The 13,898-nt window shown below is 50.8% G+C and carries 16 protein-coding genes; all 16 read left to right on the top strand.

Annotation, left to right across the window (positions count from 1 at the left end; genetic code table 11):
- The first annotated feature begins 126 nt into the window (after positions 1–126).
- Positions 127–351: a hypothetical protein gene (locus FD28_RS12185; protein ID WP_057735327.1), complete on the top strand. Its 225-nt coding sequence runs from the start codon at positions 127–129 to the stop codon at positions 349–351.
- 354 nt (positions 352–705) lie between these two features.
- Positions 706–3,354, top strand: coding sequence for a cation-translocating P-type ATPase (locus FD28_RS12180; protein ID WP_057735326.1), 2,649 nt, complete (start codon positions 706–708; stop codon positions 3,352–3,354).
- Positions 3,355–3,475: 121 nt separating this feature from the next.
- The gene (locus FD28_RS12175; protein WP_057735325.1) at positions 3,476–4,657 is read left to right on the top strand and encodes a P-loop NTPase family protein; all 1,182 of its coding nucleotides are present in this window, start codon (positions 3,476–3,478) and stop codon (positions 4,655–4,657) included.
- A gap of 2 nt (positions 4,658–4,659) precedes the next feature.
- The gene (locus FD28_RS12170; protein WP_057735324.1) at positions 4,660–6,015 is read left to right on the top strand and encodes a vWA domain-containing protein; all 1,356 of its coding nucleotides are present in this window, start codon (positions 4,660–4,662) and stop codon (positions 6,013–6,015) included.
- Positions 6,012–6,308, top strand: a complete 297-nt coding sequence (locus FD28_RS12165) for a hypothetical protein (protein WP_235806904.1) — start codon at positions 6,012–6,014, stop codon at positions 6,306–6,308. The genes FD28_RS12170 and FD28_RS12165 overlap by 4 nt, the downstream gene beginning before the upstream one ends.
- 87 nt (positions 6,309–6,395) lie before the next feature.
- Entirely contained in the window at positions 6,396–6,671 is a 276-nt protein-coding gene (gene rpsP, locus FD28_RS12160) for a 30S ribosomal protein S16 (protein ID WP_020088982.1), read from the top strand.
- 9 nt (positions 6,672–6,680) lie between these two features.
- The gene (locus FD28_RS12155; protein ID WP_057735322.1) at positions 6,681–6,941 is read left to right on the top strand and encodes a KH domain-containing protein; all 261 of its coding nucleotides are present in this window, start codon (positions 6,681–6,683) and stop codon (positions 6,939–6,941) included.
- A 123-nt stretch (positions 6,942–7,064) separates the two neighbouring features.
- Complete coding sequence (rimM, locus tag FD28_RS12150) at positions 7,065–7,583, top strand: ribosome maturation factor RimM (RefSeq protein WP_057735321.1); 519 nt, start codon at positions 7,065–7,067, stop codon at positions 7,581–7,583.
- Positions 7,583–8,362 (top strand): tRNA (guanosine(37)-N1)-methyltransferase TrmD, encoded by a 780-nt coding sequence (gene trmD, locus FD28_RS12145; protein ID WP_057735320.1) that lies wholly within the window; start codon positions 7,583–7,585, stop codon positions 8,360–8,362. The genes rimM and trmD overlap by 1 nt, the downstream gene beginning before the upstream one ends.
- A gap of 112 nt (positions 8,363–8,474) precedes the next feature.
- Positions 8,475–8,831 carry a 50S ribosomal protein L19 gene (gene rplS, locus FD28_RS12140; RefSeq protein WP_048736156.1) on the top strand — a complete coding sequence of 119 codons (357 nt, stop codon included), beginning with the start codon at positions 8,475–8,477 and terminating at the stop codon, positions 8,829–8,831.
- Positions 8,832–9,025: 194 nt separating this feature from the next.
- Positions 9,026–9,589, top strand: a complete 564-nt coding sequence (locus tag FD28_RS12135) for a zinc metalloprotease (RefSeq protein ID WP_057735319.1) — start codon at positions 9,026–9,028, stop codon at positions 9,587–9,589.
- Between the two features lie 229 nt (positions 9,590–9,818).
- Positions 9,819–10,598 carry a hypothetical protein gene (locus tag FD28_RS12130; RefSeq protein WP_057735318.1) on the top strand — a complete coding sequence of 260 codons (780 nt, stop codon included), beginning with the start codon at positions 9,819–9,821 and terminating at the stop codon, positions 10,596–10,598.
- Between the two features lie 223 nt (positions 10,599–10,821).
- Positions 10,822–11,286: a hypothetical protein gene (locus FD28_RS12125; protein ID WP_057735317.1), complete on the top strand. Its 465-nt coding sequence runs from the start codon at positions 10,822–10,824 to the stop codon at positions 11,284–11,286.
- Between the two features lie 59 nt (positions 11,287–11,345).
- Positions 11,346–11,918, top strand: coding sequence for a hypothetical protein (locus FD28_RS12120; RefSeq protein WP_057735316.1), 573 nt, complete (start codon positions 11,346–11,348; stop codon positions 11,916–11,918).
- Positions 11,919–12,033: 115 nt separating this feature from the next.
- Positions 12,034–12,561 carry a zinc metalloprotease gene (locus FD28_RS12115; protein ID WP_057735315.1) on the top strand — a complete coding sequence of 176 codons (528 nt, stop codon included), beginning with the start codon at positions 12,034–12,036 and terminating at the stop codon, positions 12,559–12,561.
- 224 nt (positions 12,562–12,785) lie between these two features.
- A complete protein-coding gene (locus tag FD28_RS12110; RefSeq protein WP_235806903.1) occupies positions 12,786–13,733 on the top strand; it encodes a helix-turn-helix transcriptional regulator in 948 nt (315 codons plus the stop codon).
- Positions 13,734–13,898: the final 165 nt, after the last annotated feature.

Below are 13,898 nucleotides of genomic sequence, written 5' to 3'. Positions count from 1 at the left end.
GGGGAGTGACTGTGAGGTTACGCCCTTTTTTTGCAGGACGAATTGAAATGTGGTTGGCTCTAAATAGGTTACTAATATTAGATAAGCGCCTGCTACAATAAATTTTGAGTAAGGAGTGAGGATGTGATGAATTCTAATCTAGGGCCGATGAAGTATCAGGTCAACGATCGGGTAGTCTTTAAATTTCAGGATGAACGGCTAAATGGCCGCATTGTGGTTGCGGATTTTGGCGGATCACTGGAAATGCTAGGCCAGTGCCATTCCTATGACTTAGTCTGCCAACGGGACGGCAAGGGTTGGTTAATCAAGCATGTTCCGGAGCAAAGTATTGTTGGTTTTCAAGAGAACTAGGCTTGGAAGTGAAGGCGTATCGTTGAATTCTGAACGATTGGATTGACTGGTTCTTGAAGCAAGCAGTTTGAGCACTGGTCGAAATATTTCTCGCGTTTTGCTAGACGCTCGTATGAATATCCGGTATACTACCCCTAAAGCAAGTCATAAGGGAGTAACTAGCAGGATCCTCTGCGGCAATATCGTCAGCAAGAAGCCAATCCGGTATTGTCTTAAATAGTGAGACTTATGTGTGTTCACAAATTTTTGTGTGCATGCGTAGGTCTCATTTTTTTAACCATTAAATAACGGGTGTTAATCGTTATCTTGGGTTAAGCAAATGAGACCGGCGCACACCATAGGAGGAAATGGAAAATGGCCAAAGTCCCAATTTACCAGCAACCAGTGTCCACTATTTACCAATCACTTCAAACGGATGAACGCGGTTTAACCACCGCTGCCGTGCAGGAGCGCTTGGCGCAGAATGGCAAGAATGTCTTGAATCAGCAGAAAACGACCTCACTCTTACAGAAGTTTATCGCCCAGTTCAAGGACTTTATGATTATGGTGCTGCTGGTGGCCGCCTTGGTTGCCGGCTTGACCGGAGAAGTCGTTGACGCCGTGATTATCCTGATCGTCGTCGTGCTAAATGCCATCTTCGGCGTATTCCAGGAGGCTAAGGCCGAGGAAGCCATCAACGCCCTCAAGGAGATGTCGGCACCCAACGCCACCGTGCGCCGGGATAACGTGGTCACGACCGTTAAGAGTGATGAGCTCGTGGTCGGTGACATTGTGCTGCTGGAAGCCGGCGATATCATTCCGGCCGACGTGCGCTTGGTTGAGGTCGGCTCCCTCAAGGTGGAGGAGTCAGCGTTGACCGGGGAATCCGTTCCGGTTGAAAAGAACGCCGCCGTCTTGACGGGCAGTGAGTTACCAATCGGTGACCGTGCCAACATGGGCTTTATGAACAGCAACGTCACGTATGGCCGCGCAACGGCGGTGGTAGTGGCCACGGGGATGCAGACCGAGGTCGGTCGAATCGCTGGCATGATTGAAGCGGCTGACGAAACGACGACACCGCTGCAAGCCAACCTGACGCAACTGGGTAAGTCCCTGACAATCCTGATTTTGGTAATTGCCGCCATCGTCTTTGCGATGGGGATGTGGCGCCAGGCTGAGAGCTTGATTGACATGTTGCTGACGGCTATTTCTCTGGCCGTGGCCGCCATTCCGGAAGGCTTGCCCGCCATTGTGACCATTACCTTGGCGTTAGGGACCCAGCGGATGGCCAAACGCCACGCCATCGTACGGAAGTTACCCGCTGTGGAAACCTTGGGGAGTACGGACATCATTGCCTCCGATAAGACGGGGACGTTAACGCAAAACAAGATGACCGTAGAAAAGGTCTATCAGGATTTGGAATTGGTCGATGCCCATGCGCTTGACTTTGCCCGCGATAATCGGCTGGCCCAGACCATGATTTTAAGCAATGACACCAAGATGACGACGGAAGGACTAGCGGGTGACCCCACGGAAACGGCGCTGGTTCAGTACCAGTTGGATCGGCAGTATCCGGTCGTTCAGGTGCTAGCGGACTTGCCACGGGTGGCCGAGATTCCCTTCGATTCCGAACGGAAATTAATGTCGACGGTGCATCCGCTGCCCAATAATCAGTTCTTGATCGCGGTCAAGGGTGCGCCGGACGAATTGCTCAAACGGGTGACGCAGGTGGCTCAGGCAGGGCAAGTGACCCCGCTGAGTGCGGCCGACCGTCAGGCCATCTTGACTACCAATCACGATATGGCGACCCAGGCCTTGCGGGTACTCGCCTTTGCCTACCGCATTGTGGATGAAGTTCCGCATGACCTGACGAGTGCTAACGTCGAAAACCAACTTATTTTTGCCGGAATGGTCGGGATGATTGACCCGGAACGACCGGAAGTGGCGCAAGCCGTAGCGGACGCCAAAGCAGCGGGAATTCGACCGTTGATGATTACCGGTGACCACCGGGACACGGCGGCCGCGATTGCCACCCGACTCGGGATTATCGAAGCCGGCGAAACGGCGGCCGTCGTGACCGGAGCCGAGCTGGATGAGATGGACGATACGACGTTTGCCAACCGGGTCAAGGACTTTGCCGTTTACGCACGGGTGGCCCCGGAACACAAGGTACGGATTGTCTCGGCCTGGCAGCGTCACGGTAAGGTCGTTGCCATGACCGGGGATGGGGTCAACGATGCGCCCGCCCTAAAGGCTGCCGACATCGGTATCGGCATGGGAATTACCGGGACTGAAGTTTCCAAGGGGGCCAGTGATATGGTTCTGGCCGACGACAACTTCTCCACGATTGTGGTTGCCGTTGAAGAGGGACGAAAGGTCTTTGCCAACATTCAAAAGGCCATTCAGTATCTGCTGTCCGCCAACCTGGGGGAAGTCTTGACCCTGTTCATGATGACCATGCTGGGATGGCAGATCTTAGCGCCCGTGCACATCTTGTGGATCAATCTGGTGACGGATACGTTACCGGCCATTGCCCTGGGGATTGAACCGATGGAACGCAATATCATGAAGCAACCGCCGCGTGGTCGACAATCGAACTTCTTCTCGGGTGGGGTCTTCGGTGGCATCATCTACCAGGGACTGTTAGAAGGGGGGATTACCCTCTTTGTCTACTGGATGGCGATCACGTACCCAGTCCATCAGGCGGCCACTCTGGCCCATGCGGACGCCCTGACGATGGCCTTCGCCACGTTAGGTCTGATTCAACTCTTCCACGCCTTCAATTCCAAGTCGATCCACGGCTCCATCTTCACGGTGGGACTGTTTAAAAACAAGTTCTTCAACTGGGCCATTGTGATTGCCTTTGCTTTATTAGCCATGACCATTCTGGTACCGGGCTTGAACAGCGTGTTCCACGTCGCAACCTTGAATCTTTTCCAATGGGGCGTGGTTCTCGGTGCTTCGGCGATGATGATTGTGATTGTGGAAATCGTTAAGTTCTTTCAGCGACGCGTGGTAAAATAAGTCTAATAGATTAAATTTACAACCTGTCGTTGGGCGTACGAATTAGTAGAGAGGGCTTTCGGCCAGCACATACCTTGAAGCGGGGTCAACGGTAGATTGTGAATGGAATGGGGTGTAGGTAGTGGCATTGACGTATCAAGCGTGTTTACAGGCAACCAACGTGGTCCTGGCCAGCGGCAGCGTCCCCACCATCGTAGGTGAGGCGGGCATTGGTAAATCAGCCCTAATTGCCGATCTGGCCCAGCAACGCCACGCTAAGCTGTTTACGACGGTGGTGAGTCTGGTCGAAAAGGGGGACTTGGTGATTCCGGTTCCCCCTCTGACCAGCGACTCCTTCGTCCAAACGGCGCAGTATGGGTCGTTGGCGGATGTCCAGTTTGGTTATTCCCATACGCTGGTCGCCATGATTCGTTACGCGGAGGCACATCCGGATCAGGAGATCATCTGGTTTCTGGATGAGTTCAACCGGGGGACACAGGCGGTTCAAAGTGAACTGATGAATCTGGTCTTACAACGCCAGATTAATACGCTGACGTTACCCGATCAGGTCCACCTGATCCTGGCCGAGAATCCAGATGCCACCATGGCCGGGTTCGAGCAGAGCCATTACGGGGTGACCCCCGGGGATGCGGCGATTGCCGACCGGACGACACGGCTGGTTTTGACGGCCGATGCCGAGACCTGGCTGGCCTGGGCGACCCAGCCGGTGGCGGGTCACCCACGGATTAACCCCCTGGTGACCACCTACTTGGGTGAGAACCCCGCTGATTTGCACGTGGTGGCAACCAGTGATGCCATGGCGGATGATGACTTGCAACCAACGCCGCGGGCCTGGGAACGCGTGTCACAGGCCTTAAACGAACTAGAACGTCAACGGTTGTTTAACCAGACGGCGGTCGTGACGGCCATCATGCAAGGGAATTTGGGCATGACGGTTGGGACGGCCTTTGCCGGGTATGTTCAGGAACAGCGGCCCGGGCTGACCGTGACCCAGGCCTATCAGGATGAGGCGGCCCCCGAAATCTTCAAGACGTTGGCACCGGCACAGCAACAGCAGATTTTGCGGCTCTGTCTAGCCGACTTGTCGGATTGGCCCCTGACTACCGGCAATAATGCGCAGCGTTTTGGAACCTTGCTCGCCAGTTGTCCTGCCGATGGGCAATTTGCCATCGCTCAGGAGATGGCGGACGTGCCGGACCTATTTGAGCACCTGGCAACCGCCGCGGCGAGCGCCCCCGGTGTGGCAACACTCTATCAGCAATTAACGGCGATCGGCCAACGAGGGAGTCAAATCGAGGTGTAAACATGCCGAGTTTAACGCAAGATTTAAAACGAATCGCGACCGGAACACCGGCACAACGGGCAACGCATGCGCAAAGCGCCTACCAGAATGCGGTGATGTATTTATTGCAGACCGATCCCTTCTACGGTCGGGTGCTCAGTCAACTCACGGTGACGACGGGCGCGGCCCGGTCACCGCTGGGGTTACGGCCGACGGCAACGGATTGGCAGCTACAGCTGAGTCCGGACGCCATCGTGCATCAGGACTGGACGGGGGCGCAGTGGACGGCCATGCTGCGGCACACCATCCTGCATCTGTTGTGGCAGCATCCCCAGCGCTATGCGGCGGCAATGAAGACGCCGGCGCAAGCGGGGCTGGTGCGATGGGCCACCGATGCCGCTGTTAACGACTATCTGACGGATTTGCCGGCGCAGGCGATCACCAGTCAGAAATTGCAGCAACTCATGGGGCAGCCCGTCTTGCGCCAACAGGATTCCGCGGTGTACTTTCGTCAGTTGCGGGCGTGGCGGGCCCAACAGAAACATCAGACGGCTAAGGCCTTGCCTGCCGGTGGGCCAACGGGTCTGGGAGATGCGGTGGCCCACCGTAGCGCAGAAGCGGGTACCGAGCCCAGTGATTTGGATGGGCACACGGCTTGGCAGGAGGCCGATGCCACCGCGGCAGCCAACCGCGAACAGTGGCGGCAGCGGCTCTTTCAGCGGACGGCGGAGACGTTAACGGCTAAGCAGCGGGGCACGTTACCAGGCGCCGTGCAGGCCGCCTTGACGCCCACGGTTGCCGAGCATCCGCTGGATTGGCGACAATTGCTCAAGCGGGGACTGGGGCAGGTTCCAGCCGGTCGTCAACCCGCATTTGGTCGGTTTAACCGCCGACAGCCCGCCCGCATGGAGCTCCCCGGACAGATTGTGGCGACCTGGCAGAATATCTCGGTCTTTGTTGACGAGTCCGGATCGATGGGGAATCGCGAGATCAGCTACCTGCTGGGGCAATTGGCCGCGTTATTGGCCGTTTATCCGGCCCAGGTGACCGTTTACCCGTTTGATACGGTCGTGGACTCCGCCAAGCGTTTCAGCTTACAGCGGCGACCTCAGCACCTGATGCGGACGGGCGGTGGCGGCACCCGGTTCCAAGCGGTGTTCGATGCGCTACCACGCTTGCTCCAGGGTGCGAGTGGGCAACTCGTCTTGATTCTAACGGATGGGTACGGTGAGAAGCGGGTGCAGCCAACCTTACCGGTCCCCGTTATCTGGCTGCTCACGAGTCCCACCGACGCTTTTTCGGTTGAACAGGCGCCGGGAACGGTGGTTAGCCTGACCGCTGATCCGCAATGGCAGGCCATAAGGAGGCAAAATTTGTGACGAAACAGCTAACGGCGGCGGAATTAAGGTCGTTGATTAAACAAACATCGCCCTATCGCAATGCGCAGGCCATCTTGGCAAACGAGTGGGGGAGTCGCGCTATGGAGAACCCGCTCTTTCAGGCCCCGATAACCGTCGCGGATCTCCAGTTTGCTCAGAATTTACAGGCGGCTGGGGTGAGTCCGGTAAAATTAAATTTTACGGATTACGGCGCCGTTCAACGGTGGATTGCCGCGAATCGCCAGTATTTGACGGCGGATGATCGGGCTTGGTTGCAGCGTCCTTTTGATTAATTTCGAGGTGTAAAGAAAAAACCCTTTACATCATATCCATAAACTGGTATATTATTACACGTTGAAAGAAATACAGGAGGTGTCTACATGTCAGTTAAGATTCGTTTAAAGCGGATGGGCTCTAAGAAGCGTCCATTCTACCGGATTGTGGTTGCCGACTCACGGAGTCCTCGTGATGGCCGTTTCATCGAACAAGTTGGAACGTACAATCCAGTTACCCAACCTGCTTCAATTACGTTGAAGGAAGAATCTATCATGAACTGGTTGAACAACGGTGCTCAACCTTCAGATACGGTTAAGACTTTACTCTCCAACGCTGGTATCATGAAGCAATACCACGAAGCTAAATACACTAAAAAGTAGTGATTAGCCATGACCGATTTTAAGGCATTAATTCTAGCAATTGTTAGCCCACTTGTGGAGCATCCCGAAGCGTTGGTGATTACACCGGCGGAGACGGATCGGTTCTACGAATATCGGTTAACCGTTCATCCGGACGATATCGGTCGGGTGATCGGTAAACAAGGCCGCGTGGCGCAGGCGATTCGTACGATCGTCTATAGCGTTCGCGTTCAAGGCAATAAACGGGTGCGACTCATCATTGATGACCGCCCGGCAAAGACTCTCGAGTGAGGCGGCAACGTTTCCTCGAGTTTTTTTGTACCCAATAAAGGGATGGTCGCAGTGGCCAGAATAACTTAATTTGAATATAATGAAGCAATTAAATCATGTAAAAAGAACAGGGAGGCCAATTAGATGGCATATTATACAGTCGGCACCATCGTCAATACGCATGGGATCAAGGGTGAGGTTCGTGTGGTTGCCATTACCGATTTTCCAGAGAGCCGGTTCGCAGTGGGGTCCACGCTCTACGCCTTTCAAAAAGGGCAATCGAAGCCCGTTAAGTTGACGATTGCTTCCGAACGGCCCCACAAGAATTTTTACTTACTGAGTTTTGAAGGCAAGCCGTCGATTAACGACGTTGAAATCTACAAGCAAAGCACCCTGAAGGTTACGGATGACCAGTTAAAGGGCGATCAGCTCCAACCGGGTGAGTACTACTATCACCAAATCATCGGGCTGGACGTGGTGACCGAAGAGGGCGATCAACTGGGAACCATCAAGGAAATCCTGTCGCCAGGCGCCAACGATGTGTGGGTCGTGGATCGGCCGGGTAAAGATGACTTGTTGCTGCCAAAAATTGATCAAGTCATTAAGAACGTGGATTTGGATCAACACCAAGTCACGGTAGAACTAATGGAGGGACTCGAGTAATGCGCATCGATGTGTTAAGTTTATTTCCCGATATGTTTTCCGGTCCCATGCATGATTCCATCGTGGGGAAGGCGATTGAAAATGGCCATCTGACCATGCCCGTCACCAACTTCCGGGATTATTCGACCAACAAGCACGGTAACGTTGACGATTATCCCTTTGGTGGGGGTGCGGGGATGTTGCTCCAGCCCCAACCCATCTTTGATGCCGTGAAAGCAACGCAGGAACAAGCAGCGGCCGAGGGTTTACCTAAGGGCCGGGTGATTTTAATGGACCCAGCTGGTGTGACCTTTAATCAGCACGTGGCCGAAGAATTTGCCCACGAGGAGCATCTGACCTTCCTGTGTGGCCATTATGAGGGCTATGACGAGCGGATTCGGTCTCTCGTGACGGATGAGGTTTCCTTGGGGGACTTCGTGCTGACAGGGGGAGAATTGGCTTCTATGGTGATGATTGATGCCACGGTGCGGCTATTACCCGGCGTGCTAGGCAATGAGGAGTCAGCACCGGGTGATTCCTTCTCATCTGGTCTGCTAGAATATCCGCAATATACGCGTCCCGCTGACTTCCGAGGAATGAAGGTTCCCGATGTCTTGATCAGTGGTAACCACGGGAAGATTGACGAATGGCGACAAAAAGAAGCTTTGCGTCGGACCTATACGCGGCGACCAGACATGATCGATCACAGCAAGCTGACTAAGGAACAGAAGCATTTGTTGGCAGATGTACGGATCGAAGAAGAGGAACGCCAGGCCGCTGAAGCGGAGTCAAGAAAATAACCTTTACAGGCATTTCGAGATATGATACACTTACTTTTGGCTGTTTAGCCACAAAAACAATATTCCGCTGTCGAAACTGAGAATGAATGTTGGCGAAAGGATAGAATACATTATGCGCCAAAACAATTTAATTGCTAAGATCAACCAAGAACAATTACGGGACGATGTTCCAGACTTCCGTGCCGGAGACACTGTTCGGGTTCACGCCCGGATCGTCGAAGGGACCCGCGAACGTATCCAATTGTTCGAAGGTGTCGTAATCAAGCGTAAGGGTGCTGGCATCCAAGCAACCTACACGGTACGTAAGATCAGTAACGGTGTCGGTGTGGAACGGATCTTCCCATTACACTCCCCACGTGTTGCTAAGATTGACGTTATTCGTCAAGGTCGTGTACGTCGTGCTAAGCTGTACTACCTCCGTGAACTTAACGGTAAGGCAGCACGTATCCCAGAACGCCGTCGCAACTAGTGACATTTCAAAAAACCAATCACTTCGGTGGTTGGTTTTTTTTATTCATTTTTTGGAGTAAATGACATAATGTGTCACCGTGATTTCGTATAATTAATGCATTAATTAGGTAGGAGGAATGCCCCTGTTTTGAACGGACTAAATTGGAGTCGTTACATAAATGATAGTGTAGGTAGGAAAGGAAGCATTTAGACATGAATAAATGGTTAAGACACAGTATTTTGGCAGTCATATTATTATTTGGTATATCAGGGGGGATGGCTTTTAGCTCAGTTGATGCTCAAGCCAAGACGATTCGACACTTTGAGACCAGAACGATTAAGTATCATATTGATTCAACGGGGAGTTATTATCAGAGTGTCTGGGGGAAGGCAATTAACCGCTGGAACAAGCTCCATGTTGTAAAACTGGTGAAAGTTAAGAATGCTAAAAATGCGAATCTACGTTTATCCACGATTAAAAAGGATCATGACTACGCCTATAGTTATAGTCATGAGTCTTTCGCGCCTTCATCCAACGCTTCGTTAAGTATTTATAAAACGGAAAAAATATCTTTGTCTAAATATTTTATGAAATACTGTGGGTATTTTAAGTACAATAGGGTTGATTTAGCGACGCAAGCGATTGGTGACGCATTGGGGTTAGAGTCGTCCGGTAATGAAAATAGTATTATGAGTAGAGATGTTTTGCTACCTAGTAAGATCAGTAAGGCTGACAAGAAAAACCTGCAAAAGCTCTACAAAAATATACCGTACTAAAAATTCAGACATTTTTAGGGATCATGTTCTGGATGAGGACTGACCAAGACTAAAGACAATCACAGGGGTGGTTGTCTTTTTTATTGTCCAGCACTTTTGATGTTGGCAAAAAAGGACTTGTGAAATATGACGACCAGATCAACGACTTGAACTGATGATAGGCAAATTCATTTACCAATCGTCCTTTTCTAATGAAGTGCTAAACTAAAAAGTAGTGGGAGGAATTCATATGAAAAAAATAGTTCAGGCACTCGTTGTATTAGTGGCCGGTGCCGCAGTCTTAGGCGTGTCGAGCACGACCGCTTCTGCAAATAGCCAATATTCAGCGAAACGATCCAACTCGGTGCGTTTGATCTGGCGAAAGTCTATGGGGCGGCATGCCTTTAAGGCGACAACGGGGGCGCGGTATTCTCGGCATCTCGCGGTGCGCTACGGTAATAACGCGGCCACGTCAAATGTGACTTGGTACACGGATGCTCACGAGAAGTTTTATAAGAAGGCCCAGGGCCACAATGCCATTTACTATCACGTAAAAAGTGCTGACGGAACTCTCCAGGGCTGGATCTGGCGGGGTTACTTGAAGACGATTAAGAACAAGAATGTGGTGACCGTCACCAATGCTGCCGATACCGATCCCACCGTTGATAGTGCGGCGATGTGCCGGGCCATGTTTCCGAACGACACGTATGATTCCAAGTTGACCTGGGCGGCGGATGCCTTCTTCACAATAGACGATTCTGCCGATGTCAATGATCTACGAAATCAGACTGCGATGAGTCAGCACGTTGCCGCTTATACGCCGTTTAAGACGATGAAGTATATTGACTTCAACAGTAAAAATCCGAATAGTCTTAAATCAATCGATGCGGCGTTGACGGCTGCGGGTTATGATGCCAAAACGAGAGCCACTTATCAGGGCTGGTCAGTCGGTGGTAGTGTGGTCGGTTTGGATGAAACCCTTGAAGGGGTCAATCCAGGTGAAGGCATGATCTATCTGATTCAAAAGTAAGAACTGCGTTGATGTTGCGGACTTGAGTCAAGCTAACGTCCTAGTCGTGGTGAAGTAAAAGGGAGTGACCATTCGATGGGAATGATCGCGCCTTTTTTGCGCCCGTCGTTCTAAATGTTTCGACAATTCTTTTGGTTAACGGCCATTAGTGACATATTGTGTCATTGGTGTTTTGTATAATCAGGCTTGTGACAGAATGACTAACGGAAAGGGGGAGAACCTGATGGATTTGAGAAAAGTAGGCCTGACGTGTGCCACGGGGTTAACACTGGGATTGGCGATGGTCTTCACGCCAGCGCCGGCGCAAGCGGCCAAGACGCTTCCCGGCATGGCGTATACCCATACGACGCCGGCTAAGGCCCGCGGAACTTGGTATACGCATACGGTGGTTGTGGGTGGCTATTACAAGACGGTCGTTAAGCCACATGCCGTGACGTGGTATTACAAGGCCAAGCATGCGGGTAAGTGGCAAAAGGAGCGGCAATTAAAGAATCAGTACCTGTACGTTTACCGTTACAACCTGAAAATGACCACCACAACGCTACATATGTTTGGTTTCTATGGTGCGAACCAGAAGAAGGGGAATTTCCACTTTTTAAGTACCCGCAGCATCAAAGGTAAATCGGTGCGGGTGATGGTGGATGACAATGGGAGCGTGAATTATCATGCTTGGAAGAATGTGAAGTAGGCATTTAACAGATCCGGGAAGTGCCAACATTACGAAACATAAAAAGGGGTTTAATTAAAATGAAACTAGTCAAAATTTTAAGTGCTGTGATGGTAGCCACAACGATGGGGGCAACGGTTACGGTGGTGAGTCCTGAGGTAATCGCTAATGCTAAAGCCCAAAAATCGTTAAAGGCCTACCCGAAATCTTTACGGCGGACCTGGTACCATTATGAAAAGAATGATAAAGGCCAGCTCCGCTACAGTACGCTTAAATTTACCGCAACGCGGACGACCGATAAGTGGAATGGCTATATGGCGACGAAAACAGAGACATCAAAAAATGTGTTACACCAGTACAATCCAGCTAAGAAATTCAATAAAGGTAAACTGAATTGGAACGTTGCGTATAAATCTGGGTCCTCAACCTTATTTGGACTTTGGGGAGATAGCAAGGCTGATATGGTGCGAAGTCAGGCGATAGATCGTTATAAAGTGGTCACTACAACCTATAAGGGTAAGAAGATCAAGGTTTTGCATGCCACCTTCTTGCCTTCTGCGCCGCTAAATACGATGTATTACTATACGAGCAAAAAGTTAGCCAAGCAGACGAATCCTAAGGGCTACAACTATGGGAATAACTACGGTTACTAAACGCAATAGGTGAGAGTTGATCTGCTTCAGACTATGAGAAGTTAGGGATTAACCATCATGTCATGCGTAGACTTAAATCGTTTAGATAAATACGACCTATCAAGGAGTAAAAACAATGCATAAAAATTTAATCAAGTTTGTGACCCTAGTGGGAATTGGGGTAAGTCTGTTAGGTGCCGGCAGTGTTACGGCACATGCATCTAAATACTATGAGGGTCATTTCGATTCAAAACGAATCACCTACCACATTGATTCTACTTCAAAGCATTATCGTAAAATCTTGAAATCTGCTGTTAACGACTGGAATGACCAGGGGGTTATAAAGTTAGTTAATACGAACAAAAAGAGTAAAGCAGATATTCGTATGACAACTGCCGCTACAGTAAAGCATAACTGGCCTGGATTTTGTCACATTGATACCTTTGATGGCGATTATATGAATGCGCGGATAAAAATGAATCGAAAATATTTCGATGAAAATCATTTAACAGATGAGCAGCGGACAAGTCTTTCCGAGGTTGAAATTGGATTAACTTTAGGATTAAAGGGTAACAATCGTAATAATAGTATTATGGGGAATTTTAATCATATCACGTCATTCGATCGTGCCAATTTAAAGGCCGCATACAAAGGCGTCAAATAACCTAAAACAACATCATAAATTCAAAAAACAGGATTGCCAATTAAGCGGCAATCCTGTGTTTTTGTATCAGTAGAGGTCGATGTAAATAATGCGACATGACCGTGATGTCTAGGTTCAAGTGGTACCTGTAAAAATAGACAATCTCGTCGCCTAAGCCTTGAATTTTACCCCCTAACCCCTCATAATTGTGGGTATGTATGACAGCGTAAGGTGGGGTGGAAGATATGCAGAGTAATCAACGGATCGCTGAATTGTTGACACGATTAATGACGGGAGAGGTCTTGCAACAGGACCTGTTAGAGCAGCACTATGCCATCAGTCACCGCACCTGTCAGCGTGACCTGGCCTACATTCGTCGGGCATTAACGGACTATGCGGCCGGCAGTTTGGTGGAGAAAAAGGGCGCGTATTACCTTTCCCGTCAGAGCGAAGCGGATGACTTGGATATGGTACTGACCACCAGCAATATCCTCTTGGGCTCGCGGGCCCTCGATCAGCCCGAACTGACGGCGACGTTAAAGTATCTGAGTAATGGTCTGTCGCCAGCCATGCAGGCAATCGTCCACCAACAGTTGACGGTTCCGCGGGGAAGCTATACGCCGCTGTCGAACGCCCATCCCCTGTTGCACCAACTGCGCGAGGTGGCGACTTGCATTAGTCACTCGCAGAAGATGGTCTTTGTCTACCGAAGCAGTGAACCCGGGGCGGCCCAGCCGCAGGTTCACCATGCCCAGCCCGTGGCCCTATTCTTCGAGACGTATTACTTTTACGTGGCCATGCTGAGTGAGGAGCACGGGGGCTACTGGCTCTACCGGTTGGATCGGATCGAGGGCATTTTGGAAAAGCGGCCGGGTGAAAAGTTAGACTATGCGAGTCGTTTCTCCCTTCAGGAGCATCGTCACTATACCTACTTGTTAGACTCGGGATCGTTGACCCAGATTCGGTTCATCTACCGCAACAATATTCACACGGTATTGGACCACTTTCCGGACTCGCGGATCATCAAGCAGAATCCGGATGGAAGCTACCTTGTTGAAGCCTACGTCAAGATTGACGGGGCGGTGCTGTGGCTACTCAGCCAGGGAACCGGGCTCAAGGTGCTGTCCCCGGTGTCACTGGTCAACCGCATGCGTGAGACGTTAACGGCCGCGCGTGAGCAGTATGAAGATTAAAATGGTTAAAGTGAAGCGGTCGGGACTACTATCCTGGCCGCTTTTTAGATGAACATGAGTGGGAACGAAAGCGTATTGCCATAACAAAATCAGCTGATCCGCACTATTATTGTACTAGTCCCTGTCAAGTTGACAGGTAAAATAATATAATTTTTCGAGTTCTGT

Source organism: Levilactobacillus hammesii DSM 16381 (assembly GCF_001434395.1).
GTDB lineage: Bacteria > Bacillota > Bacilli > Lactobacillales > Lactobacillaceae > Levilactobacillus > Levilactobacillus hammesii.
The sequence above is the reverse complement of the archived record's forward strand: the minus strand, read 5'-3'. Positions and strand labels throughout refer to the sequence as shown.

Bases quoted from the DNA above. Each gene is read 5' to 3' on its own strand.
- FD28_RS12115 (WP_057735315.1), top strand. From the start codon at position 12,034: ATGCATAAAAATTTAATCAAGTTTGTGACCCTAGTGGGAATTGGGGTA.
- FD28_RS12170 (WP_057735324.1), top strand. From the start codon at position 4,660: ATGCCGAGTTTAACGCAAGATTTAAAACGAATCGCGACCGGAACACCG.
- FD28_RS12130 (WP_057735318.1), top strand. From the start codon at position 9,819: ATGAAAAAAATAGTTCAGGCACTCGTTGTATTAGTGGCCGGTGCCGCA.
- rimM (WP_057735321.1), top strand. From the start codon at position 7,065: ATGGCATATTATACAGTCGGCACCATCGTCAATACGCATGGGATCAAG.
- FD28_RS12110 (WP_235806903.1), top strand. From the start codon at position 12,786: ATGCAGAGTAATCAACGGATCGCTGAATTGTTGACACGATTAATGACG.
- trmD (WP_057735320.1), top strand. From the start codon at position 7,583: ATGCGCATCGATGTGTTAAGTTTATTTCCCGATATGTTTTCCGGTCCC.
- rpsP (WP_020088982.1), top strand. From the start codon at position 6,396: ATGTCAGTTAAGATTCGTTTAAAGCGGATGGGCTCTAAGAAGCGTCCA.
- FD28_RS12120 (WP_057735316.1), top strand. From the start codon at position 11,346: ATGAAACTAGTCAAAATTTTAAGTGCTGTGATGGTAGCCACAACGATG.
- FD28_RS12180 (WP_057735326.1), top strand. From the start codon at position 706: ATGGCCAAAGTCCCAATTTACCAGCAACCAGTGTCCACTATTTACCAA.
- rplS (WP_048736156.1), top strand. From the start codon at position 8,475: ATGCGCCAAAACAATTTAATTGCTAAGATCAACCAAGAACAATTACGG.
- FD28_RS12125 (WP_057735317.1), top strand. From the start codon at position 10,822: ATGGATTTGAGAAAAGTAGGCCTGACGTGTGCCACGGGGTTAACACTG.
- FD28_RS12185 (WP_057735327.1), top strand. From the start codon at position 127: ATGAATTCTAATCTAGGGCCGATGAAGTATCAGGTCAACGATCGGGTA.
- FD28_RS12155 (WP_057735322.1), top strand. From the start codon at position 6,681: ATGACCGATTTTAAGGCATTAATTCTAGCAATTGTTAGCCCACTTGTG.
- FD28_RS12135 (WP_057735319.1), top strand. From the start codon at position 9,026: ATGAATAAATGGTTAAGACACAGTATTTTGGCAGTCATATTATTATTT.